Origin of the sequence: Neisseria dentiae (assembly GCF_024580525.1) — a bacterium.
In the GTDB taxonomy this organism is placed as follows: domain Bacteria; phylum Pseudomonadota; class Gammaproteobacteria; order Burkholderiales; family Neisseriaceae; genus Neisseria; species Neisseria dentiae_A.
Window position 1 is genome coordinate 20,644 of record NZ_JANIKQ010000010.1, and the last position, 16,217, is coordinate 36,860.

A 16,217-nucleotide genomic window follows, 5' to 3' on the forward strand; every position below is an offset into this window, starting at 1 on the left:
TTTTATTTATGCGTACCAATTATTGTGGCTTGATTAACGAGCAATACCTAGACCAAACCGTTACCGTCAAAGGCTGGGTGCACCGCCGGCGCGACCACGGCGGCGTGATTTTCATCGACCTGCGCGACCGCGAAGGCATCGTGCAGGTGGTGATCGATCCCGATACCCCCGAAGCCTTTCAGACGGCCGACTCCGCCCGCAACGAATACGTTTTGAGCATCACCGGCCGCGTGCGCAACCGCCCCGAAGGCACCACCAACGATAAAATGATTTCCGGCAAAATCGAAATTCTCGCCAAAGAAATCGAAGTGCTCAATGCCGCCGCCACGCCGCCGTTCCAAATCGACGACGAAAACCTGAGCGAAAACGTGCGTTTAACCAACCGCGTTATCGACTTGCGCCGCCCCGCCATGCAGCGCAACCTGCGCCTGCGCTACCAAGTGGCGATGGGTGTGCGCCGCTATCTCGACGCGCAAGGCTTTATCGATATCGAAACGCCGATGCTTACCCGTTCCACCCCCGAAGGCGCGCGCGATTATCTGGTGCCCAGCCGCGTGCACCCGGGCGAATTTTTCGCACTGCCGCAATCGCCGCAACTGTTCAAACAATTGCTGATGGTGGCCGGCTTCGACCGCTACTACCAAATCACCAAATGCTTCCGCGACGAAGATTTGCGCGCCGACCGCCAACCCGAATTCACCCAGATCGATATCGAAACCTCGTTTTTAAGCGAAAACGAAATCATGGACATCACCGAAGGCATGGCCAAACAGGTGTTTAAAGATGCCTTGGGCGTGGAATTGGCTGATTTCCCGCGCATGGAATACCGCGAAGCCATGTTCTACTACGGCTCCGACAAACCCGATATGCGCGTGAGCCTGAAATTCACCGAGCTGACCGACTTGATGAAATCGGAAGAATTCAAAGTGTTTCGTGCCGCCGCCGACATGAAAGGCGGCCGCGTGGTCGCCCTGTGCGTGCCCGGCGGCGCGAAACTCTCCCGCAAAGACATCGACGAATACACCAAATTCGTCGGCATCTACGGCGCCAAAGGCTTGGCCTATATCAAAGTGAACGATGTTACCAACCTTTCCAACGGCGAAGACAGCGGCCTGCAATCGCCGATTGTGAAATTCCTGTCTGAAAACGCCCTGAAAGAAATCATCACCCGAACCGGCGCACAAAACGGCGACATCATCTTCTTCGGTGCCGACAAAGCCAAGATTGTCAACGAAGCCATCGGTGCGCTGCGCATCAAAATCGGCCACGAGCACGGCGCCGAAAACGGCTATTTCACCGACGAATGGCGCCCGCTGTGGGTAATCGATTTCCCGATGTTCGAATACGACGAAGAAAACGACCGTTACGCCGCCATGCACCACCCCTTCACCTCGCCCAAACCCGGCCATGAAGACCTGATGGAAAGCGACCCCGAAAACTGCCTCGCCCGTGCCTACGATATGGTGCTCAACGGCTGGGAAATCGGCGGCGGCTCCATCCGTATCCACCGTGCCGAGATTCAGGAAAAAGTGTTTGCCGCGCTGAAAATCACCCCCGAAGAGCAGCAAAACAAATTCGGCTTCCTGCTGGACAACCTGAAATACGGCGCACCGCCGCACGGCGGTTTGGCGTTCGGCCTCGACCGTTTGGTGACGCTGATGACCGGCGCCGAATCCATCCGCGACGTGATTGCTTTCCCGAAAACCCAGCGTGCACAATGCCTGCTTACCAACGCCCCCAATGCGGTGGACGACAAGCAGCTGCGCGAATTAAGCCTGCGCCTGCGCCAAAAAGCGGCTGAGAGCAAAGAAGCTTAACGGTTTTGGCCGTTTAAACCATACAGGCCGTCTGAAAAATATTTTTCAGACGGCCTGATAGCTTTGAAAAATTCGTTTAGGCCGTCTGAAACTCCAATTGTCGTCATACTCGGGCTTGACCCGAGTATCTTGAATTCCAACAGTTTAACGCACTCGAACCAAGCCCGGATACGACGCAAAAACCTCAGGTTGAGGCATTGTTCAGCTTGGCTTAAGCCGGCGCATGTAATATTGCCATTTTCATTTTGATGCAGGAAAGCCGTGCAAAACGAATATTTGATTATGTTGATTCCCGCCGCCGTGGCCGTTGCCGGCGGCGTATTGGCATTGTTGTGGAACCCGTCGGCACAGGCGCGCAGCCTGATTCAGCACTTTGCCGCCGGCGTGGTGTTGTCCGCCTTGTCGGTAGAGTTGCTACCCGAAATCGGCCGCGAACACGCCCGCCCGTGGGTATTGATTGCATCATTTGCGGCAGGCAGCCTGTTAATGTTCGGCCTGAAATTGCTGACCGAAAAATTGGAAAGCGGGGCTGAACACGGCAAGCATTCCGGCGTAGCGGCTGCCGGTGCCGCCTTGCCGGTGGGCCTGCTGCTGGCCACCTTTATCGATATCGCCACCGACGGTTTTATTATCGGCGCGGGTTTTGCGTCGGGCGGCGAATCGGGCCTGATTCTGGCGCTGGGTTTGTCGGTGGAATTGTTGTTTCTCGGCCTGGCTTTGATGAGCGATGCGCTGAAAGGCTGGCGCATGGTTGTTTTAACCACATTGTTGGGCGTGGTGGTGTTTGTGTTTGCCGCACTGGGCAATTGGTTGTTAAGCGGCGCATCGCATGACGTGATGGGTGCCGTGTTAGCAGCCAGCGCGGCGGCATTGCTGTATTTGGTAACCGAAGAATTGCTGATCGAAGCGCACGAGGTGCAGGAGAAAAATTATTCGGTGTTGGTGTTGTTCGCCGGATTTTTAAGTTTCTGGGCCGTGCAGCTTTTGGCTTGATACAACTCCGGAATCGGGTTTTGCCAATGTCTTACAGCTACAGGTTCATGCTGAAAAATCTTTGTTTATTAACTTTAAATTTTAAAATTTTAAGTTTTTGGCCGATATTTTGTTTTTGTGCTTGTTTATGGGTTAGAGTGCTTGCACTTTCAATTTAAATGAATTACATTCCGTTACATAAAGTGATTCACATCACCAAGCCAAGTACACAAAGGCATATATAAAATAGAGAGAAATTTCCGGCATTATCAAAAACAGGCTGCTTTGAAGGCAGCCTGTTTTATTTGCGCTTTTGAAAACTTTCGCCCTAGCGGTGCAGAATGATTTCCAGCACGAATTTACTGCCCACATAAGCCAGCATCAGGCTGACGAAGCCGATTATCGTCCACACGGCGGCTTTTTTGCCGCGCCATGCCGTCATGCCGTGTTTCAACAGCAGGCCGCCGTAAATCAGCCACGAGAGTATGCCGAACACTGATTTATGGGTGAACGCAAACGGTTTGCCAAACACGGTTTCGGCGAAAAACGTGCCGCTTACTACGGAATAGGTCAGCAGCAGAAAGCCCGCCCATATACCTTGGAACATCAGTTTTTCAAGGCTCAGCAGGGGCGGCAGAAAAGACACCAAAGGCGAAAATTTTTTCTTGTGCAGGTTGCGGTTCAACAGCAAAACCAGCACCGCCAGCAAAGTTACGATACCGAACAGCCCGTAGGCCAGCAGCGATGCGCCCACATGCAGCATAAACGGCCAGTCGCTGATTTGGTAGCCGGTAAACTTGCCGGGAAACACCGCCGCAAGCAACAACGACAACGCCGCACACGGGTAGAGCAGCAATTGCAGCCCGCGCAGGTTATAGAAGAAGCTGCCCAGGCAATACATCATCAGCATCAGCCACACAATCAGGCTCACCGAATAGCCGAACCCCATCACCAGCACCCTGTCGTGCAGCACGGGCAAAAACAGCACCGCGCCCTGCAACAGCAGTGCGGGTGCGAGTACCGCCAATTCCGTTTTCAACGGATAAGGCCGGTCATCACGCTTTTTGTGGTGCAGCCATACGAACACCGCCATTCCCGCATACAGCAGCATCAGGCAAATCAATACTATCGGCATGACAAACTTTCTTTTGCACGCATACTCACGAAGCTGCGTGTGGTGTAAAATAAGCCGATTTTATCAAAAACGGCGGCGCCTATTGAAACTTTAATGCGGTTTTGCCGTTTTCAGACGGCCTCAAGCCCCCGCCGCCCGCCCCGATTCTCAAGGACACCCATGTTAGACAACTTAACCAGCCGCTTTGGCAATGTGCTGAAAAACATCCGCGGCCAAGCCAAGCTCACCGAAGACAATATTAAAGAAGCCCTGCGCGAAGTGCGCCTGGCCCTGCTCGAGGCCGACGTTGCCCTGCCCGTGGTGAAAGAGTTCATCAACAACGTTAAAGAAAAAGCGCTCGGCCACGAAATCACCGGCAGCCTCACGCCCGACCAAGCCTTTATCGGCGTGGTAAACGATGCCCTGATCGAATTGATGGGCAAAGAAAACAGCACGCTCAACCTTGCCGTTTCGCCGCCCGCCGTGGTGCTGATGGCCGGTTTGCAGGGCGCGGGCAAAACCACCACCGTGGGCAAACTGTCGCGCCTGCTGAAAAACGACCACAAAAAGAAAATCCTTGTGGTTTCCGCCGACGTTTACCGCCCTGCCGCCATCGAACAGCTGAAGCTTTTGGCCGAACAAGTGGGTGTGGATTTCTTTCCTTCCGACACCAGCCAGAAGCCCGTCGATATCGCCAAGGCGGCCGTGGACTATGCTAAAAAGCATTTCTACGACGTATTGATGGTCGATACCGCCGGCCGCCTGGCGATTGACGAAGAAATGATGAATGAAATCAAAGCCCTCCACGCAGCGGTTAACCCTATCGAAACCCTGTTTGTGGTGGACGCCATGCTCGGCCAAGATGCGGTGAACACCGCCCAAGCCTTTAACGAAGCCCTGCCGCTGACCGGCGTGATTCTCACCAAGATGGACGGCGATTCGCGCGGCGGCGCGGCCTTGTCGGTGCGGCAGGTAACCGGTAAGCCGATTAAATTCATCGGTATCGGTGAAAAAGTAACCGGCCTTGAGCCGTTCCACCCCGACCGCATCGCCAGCCGCATTCTCGGCATGGGCGACGTGTTGAGCCTTATCGAAGACGTGCAGAAAGGCATTGATGAAGAAGCCGCCGCCAAAATGGCGAAAAAGCTGCACAAAGGCAAGGGCTTCGATTTGAACGATTTCAAGGAACAAATCCAGCAGATGCGCAATATGGGCGGCTTGGAAAACCTGATGTCGAAAATGCCGGGCGAACTCGGCCAGCTTTCCAAACAGATTCCCGAAGGCACCGCCGAAAAAGCCATGGGGCATGTGGAAGCCATCATCAACTCGATGACGCCGAAAGAACGTGCCAACCCGGCCTTAATCAAAGCCAGCCGCAAGCGCCGCATCGCGGCCGGCTCGGGCACTTCGGTGCAGGAAGTAAACAAAATGCTCAAGCAGTTCGAGCAGTCGCAGCAGATGATGAAGATGTTCAGCGGCAAAGGCATGGCCAAGCTGATGCGCATGGCCAAAGGCATGAAGGGAATGAAAGGGATGTTTCCGGGTATGTAGCCAGTTTGTTTGATACCACCCCAACCGTTGAAGCCGCAGCCTTTGTAAAAATCAAACGATTCTCTCAAAAACCTGAAGCCTGTTATTCCCGAGCAAGCAGTAATCCAAATGGAAATATTAAAGTATTGATTAAACAAATACTAGACACCGTGGAAATTTTGTTCCAGTACATTTTGTCTACTTCGTAAAAATTACCATGGTATGGCAACTTGTGATATGATTTTCAATACTAATTCTATGTTAAAAGGAAAAGCAACCATGTCTTATGCAATCGCTTTTGATTTGGATACCGCTGTTTTACAGGGACTGTATCCGAATGATTCTTGGCAGAATGCTTACGGTGATGTCAAAAAAACGCTGCTTACCCTCGGTTTTAATCACCAACAGGGTAGTGTGTATTTTGGCAACAGCGATATTACCGCAGTGACCTGCGTTTTAGCTGCACAGAAGCTAAGTCAAACTTACCCGTGGTTCAAACCATCTGTATCGGACATCCGTATGTTACGAATTGAAGAAATGAACGATTTGGCTCCTGCGCTGTAAAATCCCTGAAGCTTACAATATTCAACCCGTACTTTCAGGTACACCCGAGTTTCACTTACCCATTATTATGCCAAGCGTCGCCAATGACGACGGTTGTGTATTTCAGACGGCCTTAGTGACTTGCAAAAATATCTTGAGGCCGTCTGAAAAGAAAAAAGCCGTTCCTTTTTCGGGAACGGCTTTTTAGGTTTAACAGGCACTTACGTTTACAAATCCGTCATCGCCATCAGGCTGGCATTACCGCCCGCCGCGGTGGTGTTGGTGCTGCACGAAACTTCTTCAAACACTTGGTAAATATCCAAACCGTTTTCAGACGGCAGCACTTTAATCAACGCGCCGTCTGAAGCGGCCAGCGACTGTTTGTATTCCGCCGGCAGCGGCGAGAGTGCGGCCACATGGCGGATGCCGCTTTGCTCGGGGCGGGTGTGCACTTCCAGCAGGCCGCCAAGCTGCTCCGCATGGGCGGCCAGCGGATGGCCGGATTCGACCACGGAGCGGATACCGTTGGCCGCCAGCGCAATCAGCGCCGCGAAACCTTGCGCCAAATCGCCGCCATACAGCCACACGCGGTCAGGCGCATGCCAGCTTAAAACGTTGCGTTCGCCGGTGGGGCCGGCCAGCACCACTTCCGCCCCCCGCAGCGTCAGCACCCTTGCGGTGCCGAGATCGCCGGCCAACCTCATTTTCAGCTCCTGCGGCAACGGCAGGTTGTGCAGCAGGCTTTCCAAGCGTTTGAGTGCGGTTTCGTCGGCCTGGCCGATGCGGCTCAGATGCGGCACTTTCCATTGCGGCAGGCGGGTGAGGCGTTGCAGGTAGAAGGGGCCGCCCGCTTTCGGGCCGGTGCCGGACAAGCCGTGGCCGCCGAAAGGCTGCACGCCAACCACCGCGCCGACGATATTGCGGTTGACATACACATTGCCCGCTTCGATACGGCCCTTGATGTGCTCGATGGTGCCGTCGATGCGGCTGTGGATGCCGTGGGTTAAGGCATAGCCTTTGGTATTGATTTGGCTGATTAAATCGTCGAGGCCGTCTGAACGGTAGCGGACAACGTGCAGCACGGGGCCGAACACTTCGCGCTGCAATTGGTCGAGGTTGTCCAACTCGAACAGGGTGGGCGGCACAAACGTGCCGTTGCCGGCGTTTTCAGACGGCCTGATTTGATGGCAGGCACGCGCGCCGCCTTTCATTTTTTCGATGTGCGCCAACAGGTTGGCCTGCGCTTCGGCATCAATCACGGGGCCGGTGTCGGTGTTTAGACGCTGCGGGTTGCCCACGCATAGCTCGTTCATCGCGCCTTTAATCATGCCCACCATATGGTCGGCCACTTCTTCCTGCACACACAAGATGCGCAGCGCCGAACAGCGTTGGCCGGCCGAATCGAAAGCGGAGTTGAGCACATCGGCGCACACTTGCTCGGCCAGCGCGGTGCTGTCGACAATCATGGCATTTTGACCGCCGGTTTCGGCAATCAGCACGGGGTTGTCGCTGCGTTTGGCCAAAGTTTGGTTAATCAGGCGCGCCACTTCGGTGGAACCGGTGAAAATCACGCCGTTGATGCGCGTATCCTGCGTAAGGGCCGCGCCGACATCGCCCGCGCCCAATACCAATTGCAGGGCTTCGGGCGGCACGCCCGCCTCGTGAAGCAGGCGCACGGCGTAATGGGCAATCAGGCTGGTTTGCTCGGCGGGTTTGGCCACCACGGTATTGCCTGCGGCCAGCGCCGCCGCCACTTCGCCCACGAAAATCGCCAGCGGGAAGTTCCACGGGCTGATGGCCACCACCGTGCCCAAAGGTTTGGCGTCTTGCGGCAGGGTTTGCTCGGCTTCGTCGGCATAGTAGCGGCAGAAATCCACCGCTTCGCGCACTTCGGCGATGGCGTTGTTCAGCGTTTTGCCCGCTTCGCGCACGGCCAGCATCATCAGCGCGGCAGTGTTCGCTTCGAGCAGGTCGGCAAAACGGCGCAGGCAGGCGGCGCGCTCGGCGGCTGAAGTGCCGCCCCAAAGGCTTTGCGCAGCCACGGCGGCGCCGACGGCTTCCTGCGCCAACGCAGCATCGGCAAACGATACGCTGCCGACAACGTCGCTATGGTCGGCGGGGTTTTTCACGGAGCTGGCGGGCTGCACTTCGCGGCTTTGGCCGTTGATTAAAGAGGCCGTCTGAAAACTTTGGCCGGCGGCCTGGTTCATTAAGGTTTGCAACTGCTGCAACACGTTTTCGTTGCTCAAATCCACGCCGTAGGAATTCAGACGGCCTGCACCGTACAGCTCGCGCGGCAGCGGCAAGGCGCTGTGGCGGCGCACGCCCTGCTCGGCCACGGTGTCGAACGGGCTGCGGATTAATTCTTCGATGCTGATTTTCTCATCGACGATTTGGTTCACGAAAGACGAGTTGGCGCCGTTTTCGAGCAGGCGGCGCACCAGATAGGCCAGCAGGGTTTCGTGCGTGCCCACCGGCGCGTAAATGCGCACGCGGCGGCCGAGGTTTTGCGTGCCGACCACTTGGTCGTACAGCGTTTCGCCCATGCCGTGCAGGCATTGGAATTCAAACTCTTTGCCCTCGCCCATTTGGTAAACCGCCGCCAGCGTGTAGGCGTTGTGGGTGGCGAACTGCGGGAACACGGCATCCTGCGCCTCAAGCAGTTTGCGCGCGCAGGCCAAGTAGGAAATATCGGTGTGCACTTTGCGGGTGTAAACGGGATAGCCGTCGAGGCCGTCCACCTGCGCCCATTTGATTTCGCTGTCCCAATACGCGCCTTTTACCAAGCGTATCATCAGCCTTTGCTTGTTGCGCCGCGCCAAATCCACCAGATAATCAATCACAAACGGGCAGCGCTTCTGATAAGCCTGCACCACAAAACCGATGCCGTTAAAGCCCGTCAAATCGGGGTCGGACACCAGCGCTTCCATCAAATCCAGCGACAGCTCCAAACGGTTGGCTTCTTCGGCGTCGATATTCAGGCCGATGTTGTAAGACTTCGCCAGCATAAACAGCTGCTTGAGCTTGGGCAGCAGCTCGCCCATCACGCGCTCGTGTTGGGCGCGCACATAACGTGGGTGGATGGCGGAAAGTTTCACCGAAATACCGTTGCCTTCATACACGCCCGCGTTTTGCGCATCTTTGCCGATGGCGTGGATAGCGTTCACATAATCCTGATAATAGCGGTCGGCATCGGCCTGCGTCATCGCCGCCTCGCCCAGCATATCGAATGAAAAACGGTAGCCCGATTTTTCGCGCTCTTTGCCGTTTTGCAGTGCCTCTTCGATGGTTTGGCCGGTAACAAACTGCTTGCCCAGCATACGCATGGCGTAATCCACGCCTTTGCGGATAAGCGGCTCGCCGCCTTTTCCCAGCATACGGGTTAAGGCCGCGCCCAAACCCTGCTCGCTGGTGGGCGTGGTGAGTTTGCCGGTAATCAGCAGGCCCCATGCGGCGGCGTTGACGAATAACGACGGGCTGTTGTTGAGGTGGCTTTTCCAATCGCCGTCTGAAAGCTTGTCTTGGATTAATTTGTTGCGGGTGGCATTGTCGGGAATGCGCAGCAGCGCTTCAGCCAAACACATCAGCGCCACGCCCTCTTCGCTGGAAAGGGAAAATTCGTGCATCAGCGCATCCACGCCGCTGGCTTTTTTGCGGTTTTCGCGCACTTGGGTAACAAGGCGGCGCGCCAGTTGCGAAGCGCCGTTTTGCTCGGCGGCGCTCATCTGCGCCCGCTGGAGCATATCCTGCACCGCCTCGGCTTCATCGCGGCGGTAGGCTTGGGTAACGGCTTGGCGCAGGGCGGTTTGCTGCGGGTGGGCAAAGCGGAACATATGTTTCTCCATTGTTTTTTGTTTCAGACGGCCTTTTGCTTTAGAGGCCGTCTGAAAAAAGCGACAGGTAAAATGATGATTATCTTGAATCAATAGTTTACCAAAGCTTACAAAAAGACGGTAGCAGGATATGCAAACCGCCTCCACGCAAAAAAGCCTGTCTGCGGGGCGTTTGCAGACAGGCCGGATTGTATATTCGAAAGTATTGTATCGCCGTTTACGGTTCGGCCTTCACAGCTTTCAACACCACTTTGCCGTTATCGTCTAGCCATTCCAACTGCGTGCCGCTGATGCGGTAGGTCCGGCGTGAACCGATGGCGGTGCCGAGGCGGTTGTCGATTTCCATATACTGCTTGTCCACGCAGGCCTTCAGGGTGCTGGCGGCATCTGAAAAAATCAGGCGGTTGCCGCTTTGGCGGTAGCGTCCGAAAAGGTTGTTGCAACCGCCGTCGGTGCGGAAATGCCCGTCTGCCCGCAAGGTGATGCTTACCCCTTCGGGCATGGCGGCGGAATCAGCTTCCTGCACCCGCCATTTGCCCGCCAAGTCGGCGGAAGGGGCGGCGGCACAGGCTGCCAGCAGCAAAGCTGCAAATAAAGTAACAGGTTTCATGGAACAGTCCTTTCTCGTATCGGTCATATTCTGCAAGCACAAAGGCCGGATGCTCAAACAACACGGGTCATCAATCATTAACCGCTTGTTTATCCTTTCCTGTCTGAGCAGATTTCAGACGGCCTGAGACATTATATATTTGATTCGACTCCGCAAACCGCGCAGGGTTCGCCCGCCTGCTCATTCCAGCGCCGCCACGGTAATCTTAGAGAGGCCGTCTGAAAAGCCTTTGGCGTAGCGGTGCGGAATCAGGCCGCCCACTTTGCCGTTTTGCACCACGGCCTCATAGGCGCACACCTGCCGCTCTTCGGGCAGAACGTTCAGCGAATAATCGGCGTTGAGCAGCGGCGAAATGCGACTGAACAGGCGCCACAGCACGCGGCTGCCGTCGGGCAGGTTGAAGGCCGCCTGAAAACGGGTGTTGCCTTCGTTGCAACCGACATGGAAGCGGTCGTAGTCGAACGGTGCGTCGTCGGGAAACGGCGCCGCGCCGGCGAAACCGAAAATACGGTCGTGCGCGCACAGGCTCTGGCGGGCATAAGGCCACACGTTTTCACGCAGAAACAACTGGTCGGCGAAATGGCGGGAAACCAAAGGCTTATTGAGATAGGCTTCGATTTTGCCGCGCATATCGGGCACGCTGCCCGCCGCCGCGCCCCACAGCCCGGCCAGTATCAGCTCGGTGTGCGTGCCGGCGTCGCGCAGGGTGTGGAACAGCTTGCCGCTGTTTATCCATTCCTGCACCGCGCGCGCTTCGCGCTGCGAAATCACCGAGTCGGCGTCGCGGAAAATCACCCGCGCGGCTTCGGGGTCGTCCATCGCCAGAAAACGCCACATCGCGCCCGGCCACGATTGGGCAGTGCCGTCTATCCGCACAATTTCGGCGCCGTTTGCCCGCAGACGCTGCACGGCCGTTTCGGGCACGCTGCCGTCGATATAGAAGCGGCACGTCCAGCCCGGGTAGATTTCGCCCGCTAATTCGGTGTTCATCACCGCCGGTTCGATATATTCGGAACTCGCGCCGAACAGCGAAAAGGCAATGATGTTTTTGCCGCCGCTGTTTTCGCGTGTTTGCGGCGGCTCGGCCTGTGCGGCTATGCTTTTATCGCGCAGCTGCAAGGCTTGCAGGCCGTAGGTGCGGCAGTTTGCCCAATCGCCGAGGCCGCCGTAGGCGTGGGCGAGCGCGTCGAGCGAGTTGATGTGCTGCGGGTTGCGCTGCAAGGCTCTTTTGGCATAGTCGATGCCTTCCTGCCACAAACCGCCTTTCACCGCCGCAGTGGCGGCATCGCTCAACGGCGCAACGGCTTTGGGAATCAGTGCGTGGGCCTTGGCGGCTTCGCGCACGGCCTCGGGGTAGCGTCCGGCGGCCATATGCTGTTTGAACGCGTCGGAAATCCGGTCTAACTGCTGCTGGGTTTTCTGCAATTTGGGCGGCAGCGGTTTGCTCATAATATGTTTTCCCTTTTTCAGACGGCCTGAAGACAGTTTTTCAAAGGTTCCGGCCTGTTATTTAAAGGCGTAATGATAATGTAGCCGGCACCGTTAACGGCAGGCCGTCTGAAAAATTCGCTGCAAACGGCGCGGTGCCTGTTGCGGCAGGCCGACACCGCGTTTTCCGCCGGCACCTCAGGTTTTTATAAATATGTAAACCGTGCGCTTCAAACCGCTTTAGAATAAATGCTCGCCAGCCTTTCCGGCTATTCGGCCTTCCGGCCGGCAATTCGAATATTCGCATCAAAAACGGCCTTTTTTTGATATTTTGCTGGACATTTAGCAGCAAGTTGGTAAAAATAGCCGGATATCTTTTTTTGTTACCGCCTGTAAAACGGTGCTGCATTCCCGCCGTGCAGCGCGGCGGTTTTTTCACGCTGCACGGCTTTAAAGTTATAAGCGGGTTAACGCTTATCCGGTTTTTGTTAATCCGCTGTCACGAGCAAAAGGAACCACGATGGACTTACGCAAACTTAAAAAATTAATCGACCTGGTTGAAGAATCGGGCATTGCCGAAATCGAAGTAACCGAAGGCGAAGAAAAAGTGCGCATCACCCGCTCCGCACCGCAGCAGGCCGTTTACGCCGCGCCCGCACCCGTGCACCATGCCGCACCTGCCGCTGCACCCGCACCCGTTGCCGCCGCGCCTGCCGCTGCGCCCGCACCCGCCGCACGCGATTTGTCGGCCGCTCAGAAATCGCCGATGGTCGGCACGTTCTACCGCGCACCCAGCCCCTCGTCTCCCCCGTTTGTGGAAGTGGGCCAAAGCGTTAAAGCGGGCGAAACCCTGTGCATCATCGAAGCGATGAAGCTGATGAACGAAATCGAAGCCGAAAAATCCGGCGTAATCAAAGAAATTCTGGTTGAAAACGGCCAGCCGGTAGAATACGGCGAACCGCTGTTTATCATCGAATAACCTTTTCAGACGGCCTTAACCTGTTTAAGGCCGTCTGAAACGCTTGCTATATTCAGAACAAAGCCGCGCGCTTGGAAACCCCTTCTGAAAGAATCCCTATGCTGAAAAAAGTATTGATTGCCAACCGTGGCGAAATCGCGCTCCGCGTGTTACGCGCCTGCCGCGAAATGGGTATCGCCACCGTTGCCGTGCATTCCGAAGCAGATAAAGACAGCCTGCACGTGAAGCTGGCCGACGAATCCGTGTGCATCGGCCCCGCCCCTTCCCCGCAAAGCTATCTCAACATTCCCGCTCTCATCGCCGCCGCCGAAGTAACCGGTGCCGACGCCATCCACCCAGGCTACGGTTTTCTGGCCGAAAACGCCAATTTCGCCGAACAGGTGGAACAGTCCGGCTTCGTGTTCATCGGCCCGCGCCCCGACACCATCCGCCTGATGGGCGACAAAGTATCGGCCAAACACGCCATGATCGAAGCGGGCGTGCCCTGTGTGCCTGGCTCCGACGGCGCCCTGCCCGACGATGATGCCGAAATTCTCAAAATCGCCGACAAAGTGGGCTTTCCCGTGATTATCAAAGCATCGGGCGGCGGCGGCGGACGCGGTATGCGCGTGGTCGAGAAAAAAGAAGACCTGCTCAAATCGGTGGAAATGACCAAAACCGAAGCCGGCATGGCCTTCGGCAACCCCATGGTTTACATGGAACGCTACCTGCAAAAACCGCGCCACGTCGAAATCCAGGTTTTGGCCGACGAACACGGCAATGCCATTTATCTGGGCGAGCGCGACTGCTCCATGCAGCGCCGCCACCAGAAAGTTATCGAAGAAGCCCCCGCCCCCGGCATCACCGACAAAGAGCGCAAAAAAATCGGCGAAGCCTGCGTGGCCGCCTGCAAACGCATCGGCTACCGCGGCGCGGGCACGTTTGAGTTTCTGTATGAAGACGGCGAATTTTTCTTTATCGAAATGAACACCCGCGTGCAGGTGGAACACCCCGTTACCGAGCTGATCACCGGCGTGGACATCGTGCAGGAACAAATCCGCGTTGCCAGCGGCCTGCCCCTGCAATACAAGCAGAAAGACATCGTGCTCGAAGGCCACGCGTTCGAGTGCCGCATCAACGCCGAAGACCCCTACAACTTCATTCCCAGCCCCGGCCTGATCGAAAGCTGCCACCTGCCCGGCGGCTTGGGCATCCGTGTCGACAGCCACATCTATCAGGGCTACCGCATTCCGCCCAACTACGACAGCCTGATCGGCAAAATCTGCGTGCACGGCAAAACCCGCGAGCAGGCCATGGCCAAAATGCGCGTGGCGCTGGCCGAACTGGCCGTAACCGGCATCAAAACCAACGCCCCGCTGCACCGCGATCTGTTTGTCGACCCCGGCTTCCAAGAAGGCGGCGTGAGCATCCATTATCTGGAGCATTGGCTGGAGGCCAGAAAAGCCAAACAGCAATCCTAGCCACAAATGCAAACCGCCCGGACATCCGGGCGGTTTTTCATCGTGCCGCCAAGAAAACAGGCCGTCTGAAGAATATTTTCAGACGGCCTGCCGTGCCTTAACCGGCTAAACATCAATCATCATCATCGCGATCGTGTTTATAGCGTTTGTGGTGGTGGCCTTTTTTGCCGTATTTTTTATAACTTGCATGATGATGGCGGTATTTGCGCTTTATGTCGTCGTCATCGACGTCATAATAATAATGGTTGTGCGTGTTGCGGTAAACCACGCGGCGCTGCTTTTCACGCTCGGCCGCTTCGCGCTTCTGGTTGCGTTTGGCGTAAAGATTACCCGCCGTGCCGCCCAATGCGGCGCCGATCAGCGTGCTTTCCATATTATTGCCGGCAGCACTGCCGATTACGCCGCCCACGGCAGCGCCCACAATCGTAGCCGTTGTGCGGTCGGTCATGCGTGCCTGCGCCACCGGCGCCAGCACCAGCGCCGAAGCAGCCACCACGGTTATCATAGATTTGCGGACCATATTCATAGAAAATCTCCGTATCGTTTCGGGAAAACGGTTGCCTTTTACCACAAAATGCAGCGATTGCCGATAAAATGCAGACAAACGGCTTATTAAAGCAACCGATTGCATCATACCCGCACGCCGTTTAAAGATATGCACTCACAATGTAATATTGTGCAGCCCTTTGTCATGCTCTAGCCGTTTTCAGACGGCCTGAAGCCTTTCAGGAACCCAAACCATGCCCTACCGCTACCGCCGCCCCCTGCCCGAAACCCCGCTCGACATCGTCGGCGACGTTCACGGCGAAATCGACGCCCTGCAAGCCCTGCTGCACCATCTCGGCTACCGTGAAAACGGCAGCCATCCGCAAGGCAGAAAGCTCGTGTTCGTAGGCGATTTGTGCGACCGCGGCCCCGACAGCCCGGCCGTACTCGCGTGGTTTTTACAGATGCACGACGCAGGCAATGCCTTTACCGTTTTGGGCAACCACGAACTCAACGCCCTGATGCACGACCCCAAAGACGGCTCCGGCTGTTTTTTTCCCGAACGCGAAGCCAAAGACGCCGCCCTTTACGCACCCTGGCATACCCTGCCGCCTTCCGAACGCCCCGCCCTTGAAAGCCATTTGGCGGAGCTGCCGCTGATATTGGAACGCAGCGATGTGCGCATCGTGCACGCCGCCTGGTTGCCCTACACCTTTGCGCGGCTCGAAGAAGCCGGCGGCGAAAGCCTCACCGAACAATACCGCCGTTTCGACCGCGAGCTGAACGCACAACTTCAAACTGCCCCTTGGTATGCCGACTATCTGCGCGAACAGCAACGCTACGCCGAAGCCGCCGAAAACCCGCAGCAGGCACCGCCGCCCATGCCCGCCACCGCACAATACGAACTCAACCGCAGCCGTCTGCACCCCATACGCGCACTCACCAGCGGCGTCGAACAAATCGCCCCGCAACCGTTTTACGCCGGCGGCCGCTGGCGTTACACCGCCCGCAGCAGCTGGTGGAACGATTACCGCGAACCCGTTCCCGTGCTGATCGGCCACTACTGGCGCAGCTGGCAGCCCCAACCGCCCGCGCCCGACCGCGAAAACATTCTGCCCGCCGCAGGCAACGCATGGCACGGTGCCGAACGCAATGTGTTCTGCACCGACTTTTCCGCCGGTGCGCGCTGGCGCGACCGCAAACAGCAAATCCCGCCCGCACAATCCCGCTTCAGGCTCGCCGCCATGCGCTGGCCGGAACGGGTGTTGGTGTTCGACAACGGCGATATTGAAAAAACGGTGTAAGCATCATGAACAGGCCGTCTGAAACATTTTTTCAGACGGCCTGCCGTTTTTCGGTTAACGCCGGAAAACCAACTTAACGGCATACCCCGCATTAGACAAAACGCGATACCTTATGCATAATCGGCACAACATTCCGCAAAC

13 protein-coding genes are annotated in these 16,217 nt (G+C 56.5%); 7 read left to right on the forward strand and 6 right to left on the reverse strand.

The genetic code is table 11. The features are described from left to right. The first annotated feature begins 8 nt into the window (after positions 1-8). Together aspS and NQ012_RS07300 are read left to right on the forward strand one after the other, a co-directional pair. Complete coding sequence (gene aspS, locus NQ012_RS07295; RefSeq protein ID WP_257066949.1) at positions 9-1,817, forward strand: aspartate--tRNA ligase; 1,809 nt, start codon at positions 9-11, stop codon at positions 1,815-1,817. A gap of 261 nt (positions 1,818-2,078) precedes the next feature. Further along, positions 2,079-2,810 (forward strand): ZIP family metal transporter, encoded by a 732-nt coding sequence (locus tag NQ012_RS07300; RefSeq protein WP_257066950.1) that lies wholly within the window; start codon positions 2,079-2,081, stop codon positions 2,808-2,810. Positions 2,811-3,117: 307 nt separating this feature from the next. Here NQ012_RS07300 and NQ012_RS07305 read toward each other — a convergent pair whose 3' ends face one another. Then, the gene (locus tag NQ012_RS07305; protein ID WP_257066951.1) at positions 3,118-3,924 is read right to left on the reverse strand and encodes a cytochrome C assembly family protein; all 807 of its coding nucleotides are present in this window, start codon (positions 3,922-3,924) and stop codon (positions 3,118-3,120) included. Positions 3,925-4,083: 159 nt separating this feature from the next. On the opposite strand from NQ012_RS07305, the gene ffh reads away from it, so the two are divergent. Together ffh and NQ012_RS07315 are read left to right on the forward strand one after the other, a co-directional pair. Beyond that, positions 4,084-5,454: a signal recognition particle protein gene (gene ffh / locus NQ012_RS07310; protein ID WP_257066952.1), complete on the forward strand. Its 1,371-nt coding sequence runs from the start codon at positions 4,084-4,086 to the stop codon at positions 5,452-5,454. A gap of 258 nt (positions 5,455-5,712) precedes the next feature. After that, a complete protein-coding gene (locus tag NQ012_RS07315) occupies positions 5,713-5,997 on the forward strand; it encodes a virulence factor (protein WP_257066954.1) in 285 nt (94 codons plus the stop codon). A gap of 206 nt (positions 5,998-6,203) precedes the next feature. On the opposite strand, the gene putA is transcribed toward NQ012_RS07315, so the two are convergent. The 4 genes from putA to NQ012_RS07335 form a co-directional block, all read right to left on the reverse strand. Further along, entirely contained in the window at positions 6,204-9,809 is a 3,606-nt protein-coding gene (gene putA / locus NQ012_RS07320; protein ID WP_257067011.1) for a bifunctional proline dehydrogenase/L-glutamate gamma-semialdehyde dehydrogenase PutA, read from the reverse strand. A 217-nt stretch (positions 9,810-10,026) separates the two neighbouring features. Next, entirely contained in the window at positions 10,027-10,419 is a 393-nt protein-coding gene (locus tag NQ012_RS07325) for an META domain-containing protein (protein WP_257066955.1), read from the reverse strand. A gap of 180 nt (positions 10,420-10,599) precedes the next feature. Beyond that, positions 10,600-11,868, reverse strand: a complete 1,269-nt coding sequence (locus tag NQ012_RS07330; RefSeq protein ID WP_257066956.1) for a tetratricopeptide repeat protein — start codon at positions 11,866-11,868, stop codon at positions 10,600-10,602. Positions 11,869-11,929: 61 nt separating this feature from the next. Continuing rightward, positions 11,930-12,286, reverse strand: coding sequence for a hypothetical protein (locus NQ012_RS07335; protein ID WP_257066958.1), 357 nt, complete (start codon positions 12,284-12,286; stop codon positions 11,930-11,932). Positions 12,287-12,367: 81 nt separating this feature from the next. Here NQ012_RS07335 and accB point away from each other — a divergent pair, with 81 nt between their 5' ends. Continuing rightward, entirely contained in the window at positions 12,368-12,826 is a 459-nt protein-coding gene (gene accB / locus NQ012_RS07340) for an acetyl-CoA carboxylase biotin carboxyl carrier protein (RefSeq protein ID WP_257066959.1), read from the forward strand. Between the two features lie 98 nt (positions 12,827-12,924). Beyond that, the gene (accC, locus tag NQ012_RS07345; protein WP_257066960.1) at positions 12,925-14,286 is read left to right on the forward strand and encodes an acetyl-CoA carboxylase biotin carboxylase subunit; all 1,362 of its coding nucleotides are present in this window, start codon (positions 12,925-12,927) and stop codon (positions 14,284-14,286) included. Positions 14,287-14,398: 112 nt separating this feature from the next. On the opposite strand, the gene NQ012_RS07350 is transcribed toward accC, so the two are convergent. After that, a complete protein-coding gene (locus tag NQ012_RS07350; RefSeq protein WP_257066961.1) occupies positions 14,399-14,812 on the reverse strand; it encodes a glycine zipper domain-containing protein in 414 nt (137 codons plus the stop codon). Positions 14,813-15,026: 214 nt separating this feature from the next. Between NQ012_RS07350 and NQ012_RS07355 the strand changes: the two genes are divergently transcribed. Then, positions 15,027-16,076 (forward strand): metallophosphoesterase, encoded by a 1,050-nt coding sequence (locus tag NQ012_RS07355; RefSeq protein WP_257066962.1) that lies wholly within the window; start codon positions 15,027-15,029, stop codon positions 16,074-16,076. Positions 16,077-16,217 lie beyond the last annotated feature (141 nt).

What these genes read in the sequence shown, in the direction of transcription:
- aspS (WP_257066949.1), top strand. Translation starts at nt 9, where the DNA reads ATGCGTACCAATTATTGTGGCTTGATTAACGAGCAATACCTAGACCAA.
- NQ012_RS07305 (WP_257066951.1), bottom strand. Translation starts at nt 3,924, where the DNA reads ATGCCGATAGTATTGATTTGCCTGATGCTGCTGTATGCGGGAATGGCG.
- ffh (WP_257066952.1), top strand. Translation starts at nt 4,084, where the DNA reads ATGTTAGACAACTTAACCAGCCGCTTTGGCAATGTGCTGAAAAACATC.
- NQ012_RS07315 (WP_257066954.1), top strand. Translation starts at nt 5,713, where the DNA reads ATGTCTTATGCAATCGCTTTTGATTTGGATACCGCTGTTTTACAGGGA.
- putA (WP_257067011.1), bottom strand. Translation starts at nt 9,809, where the DNA reads ATGTTCCGCTTTGCCCACCCGCAGCAAACCGCCCTGCGCCAAGCCGTT.
- NQ012_RS07325 (WP_257066955.1), bottom strand. Translation starts at nt 10,419, where the DNA reads ATGAAACCTGTTACTTTATTTGCAGCTTTGCTGCTGGCAGCCTGTGCC.
- NQ012_RS07330 (WP_257066956.1), bottom strand. Translation starts at nt 11,868, where the DNA reads ATGAGCAAACCGCTGCCGCCCAAATTGCAGAAAACCCAGCAGCAGTTA.
- accB (WP_257066959.1), top strand. Translation starts at nt 12,368, where the DNA reads ATGGACTTACGCAAACTTAAAAAATTAATCGACCTGGTTGAAGAATCG.
- accC (WP_257066960.1), top strand. Translation starts at nt 12,925, where the DNA reads ATGCTGAAAAAAGTATTGATTGCCAACCGTGGCGAAATCGCGCTCCGC.
- NQ012_RS07350 (WP_257066961.1), bottom strand. Translation starts at nt 14,812, where the DNA reads ATGAATATGGTCCGCAAATCTATGATAACCGTGGTGGCTGCTTCGGCG.
- NQ012_RS07355 (WP_257066962.1), top strand. Translation starts at nt 15,027, where the DNA reads ATGCCCTACCGCTACCGCCGCCCCCTGCCCGAAACCCCGCTCGACATC.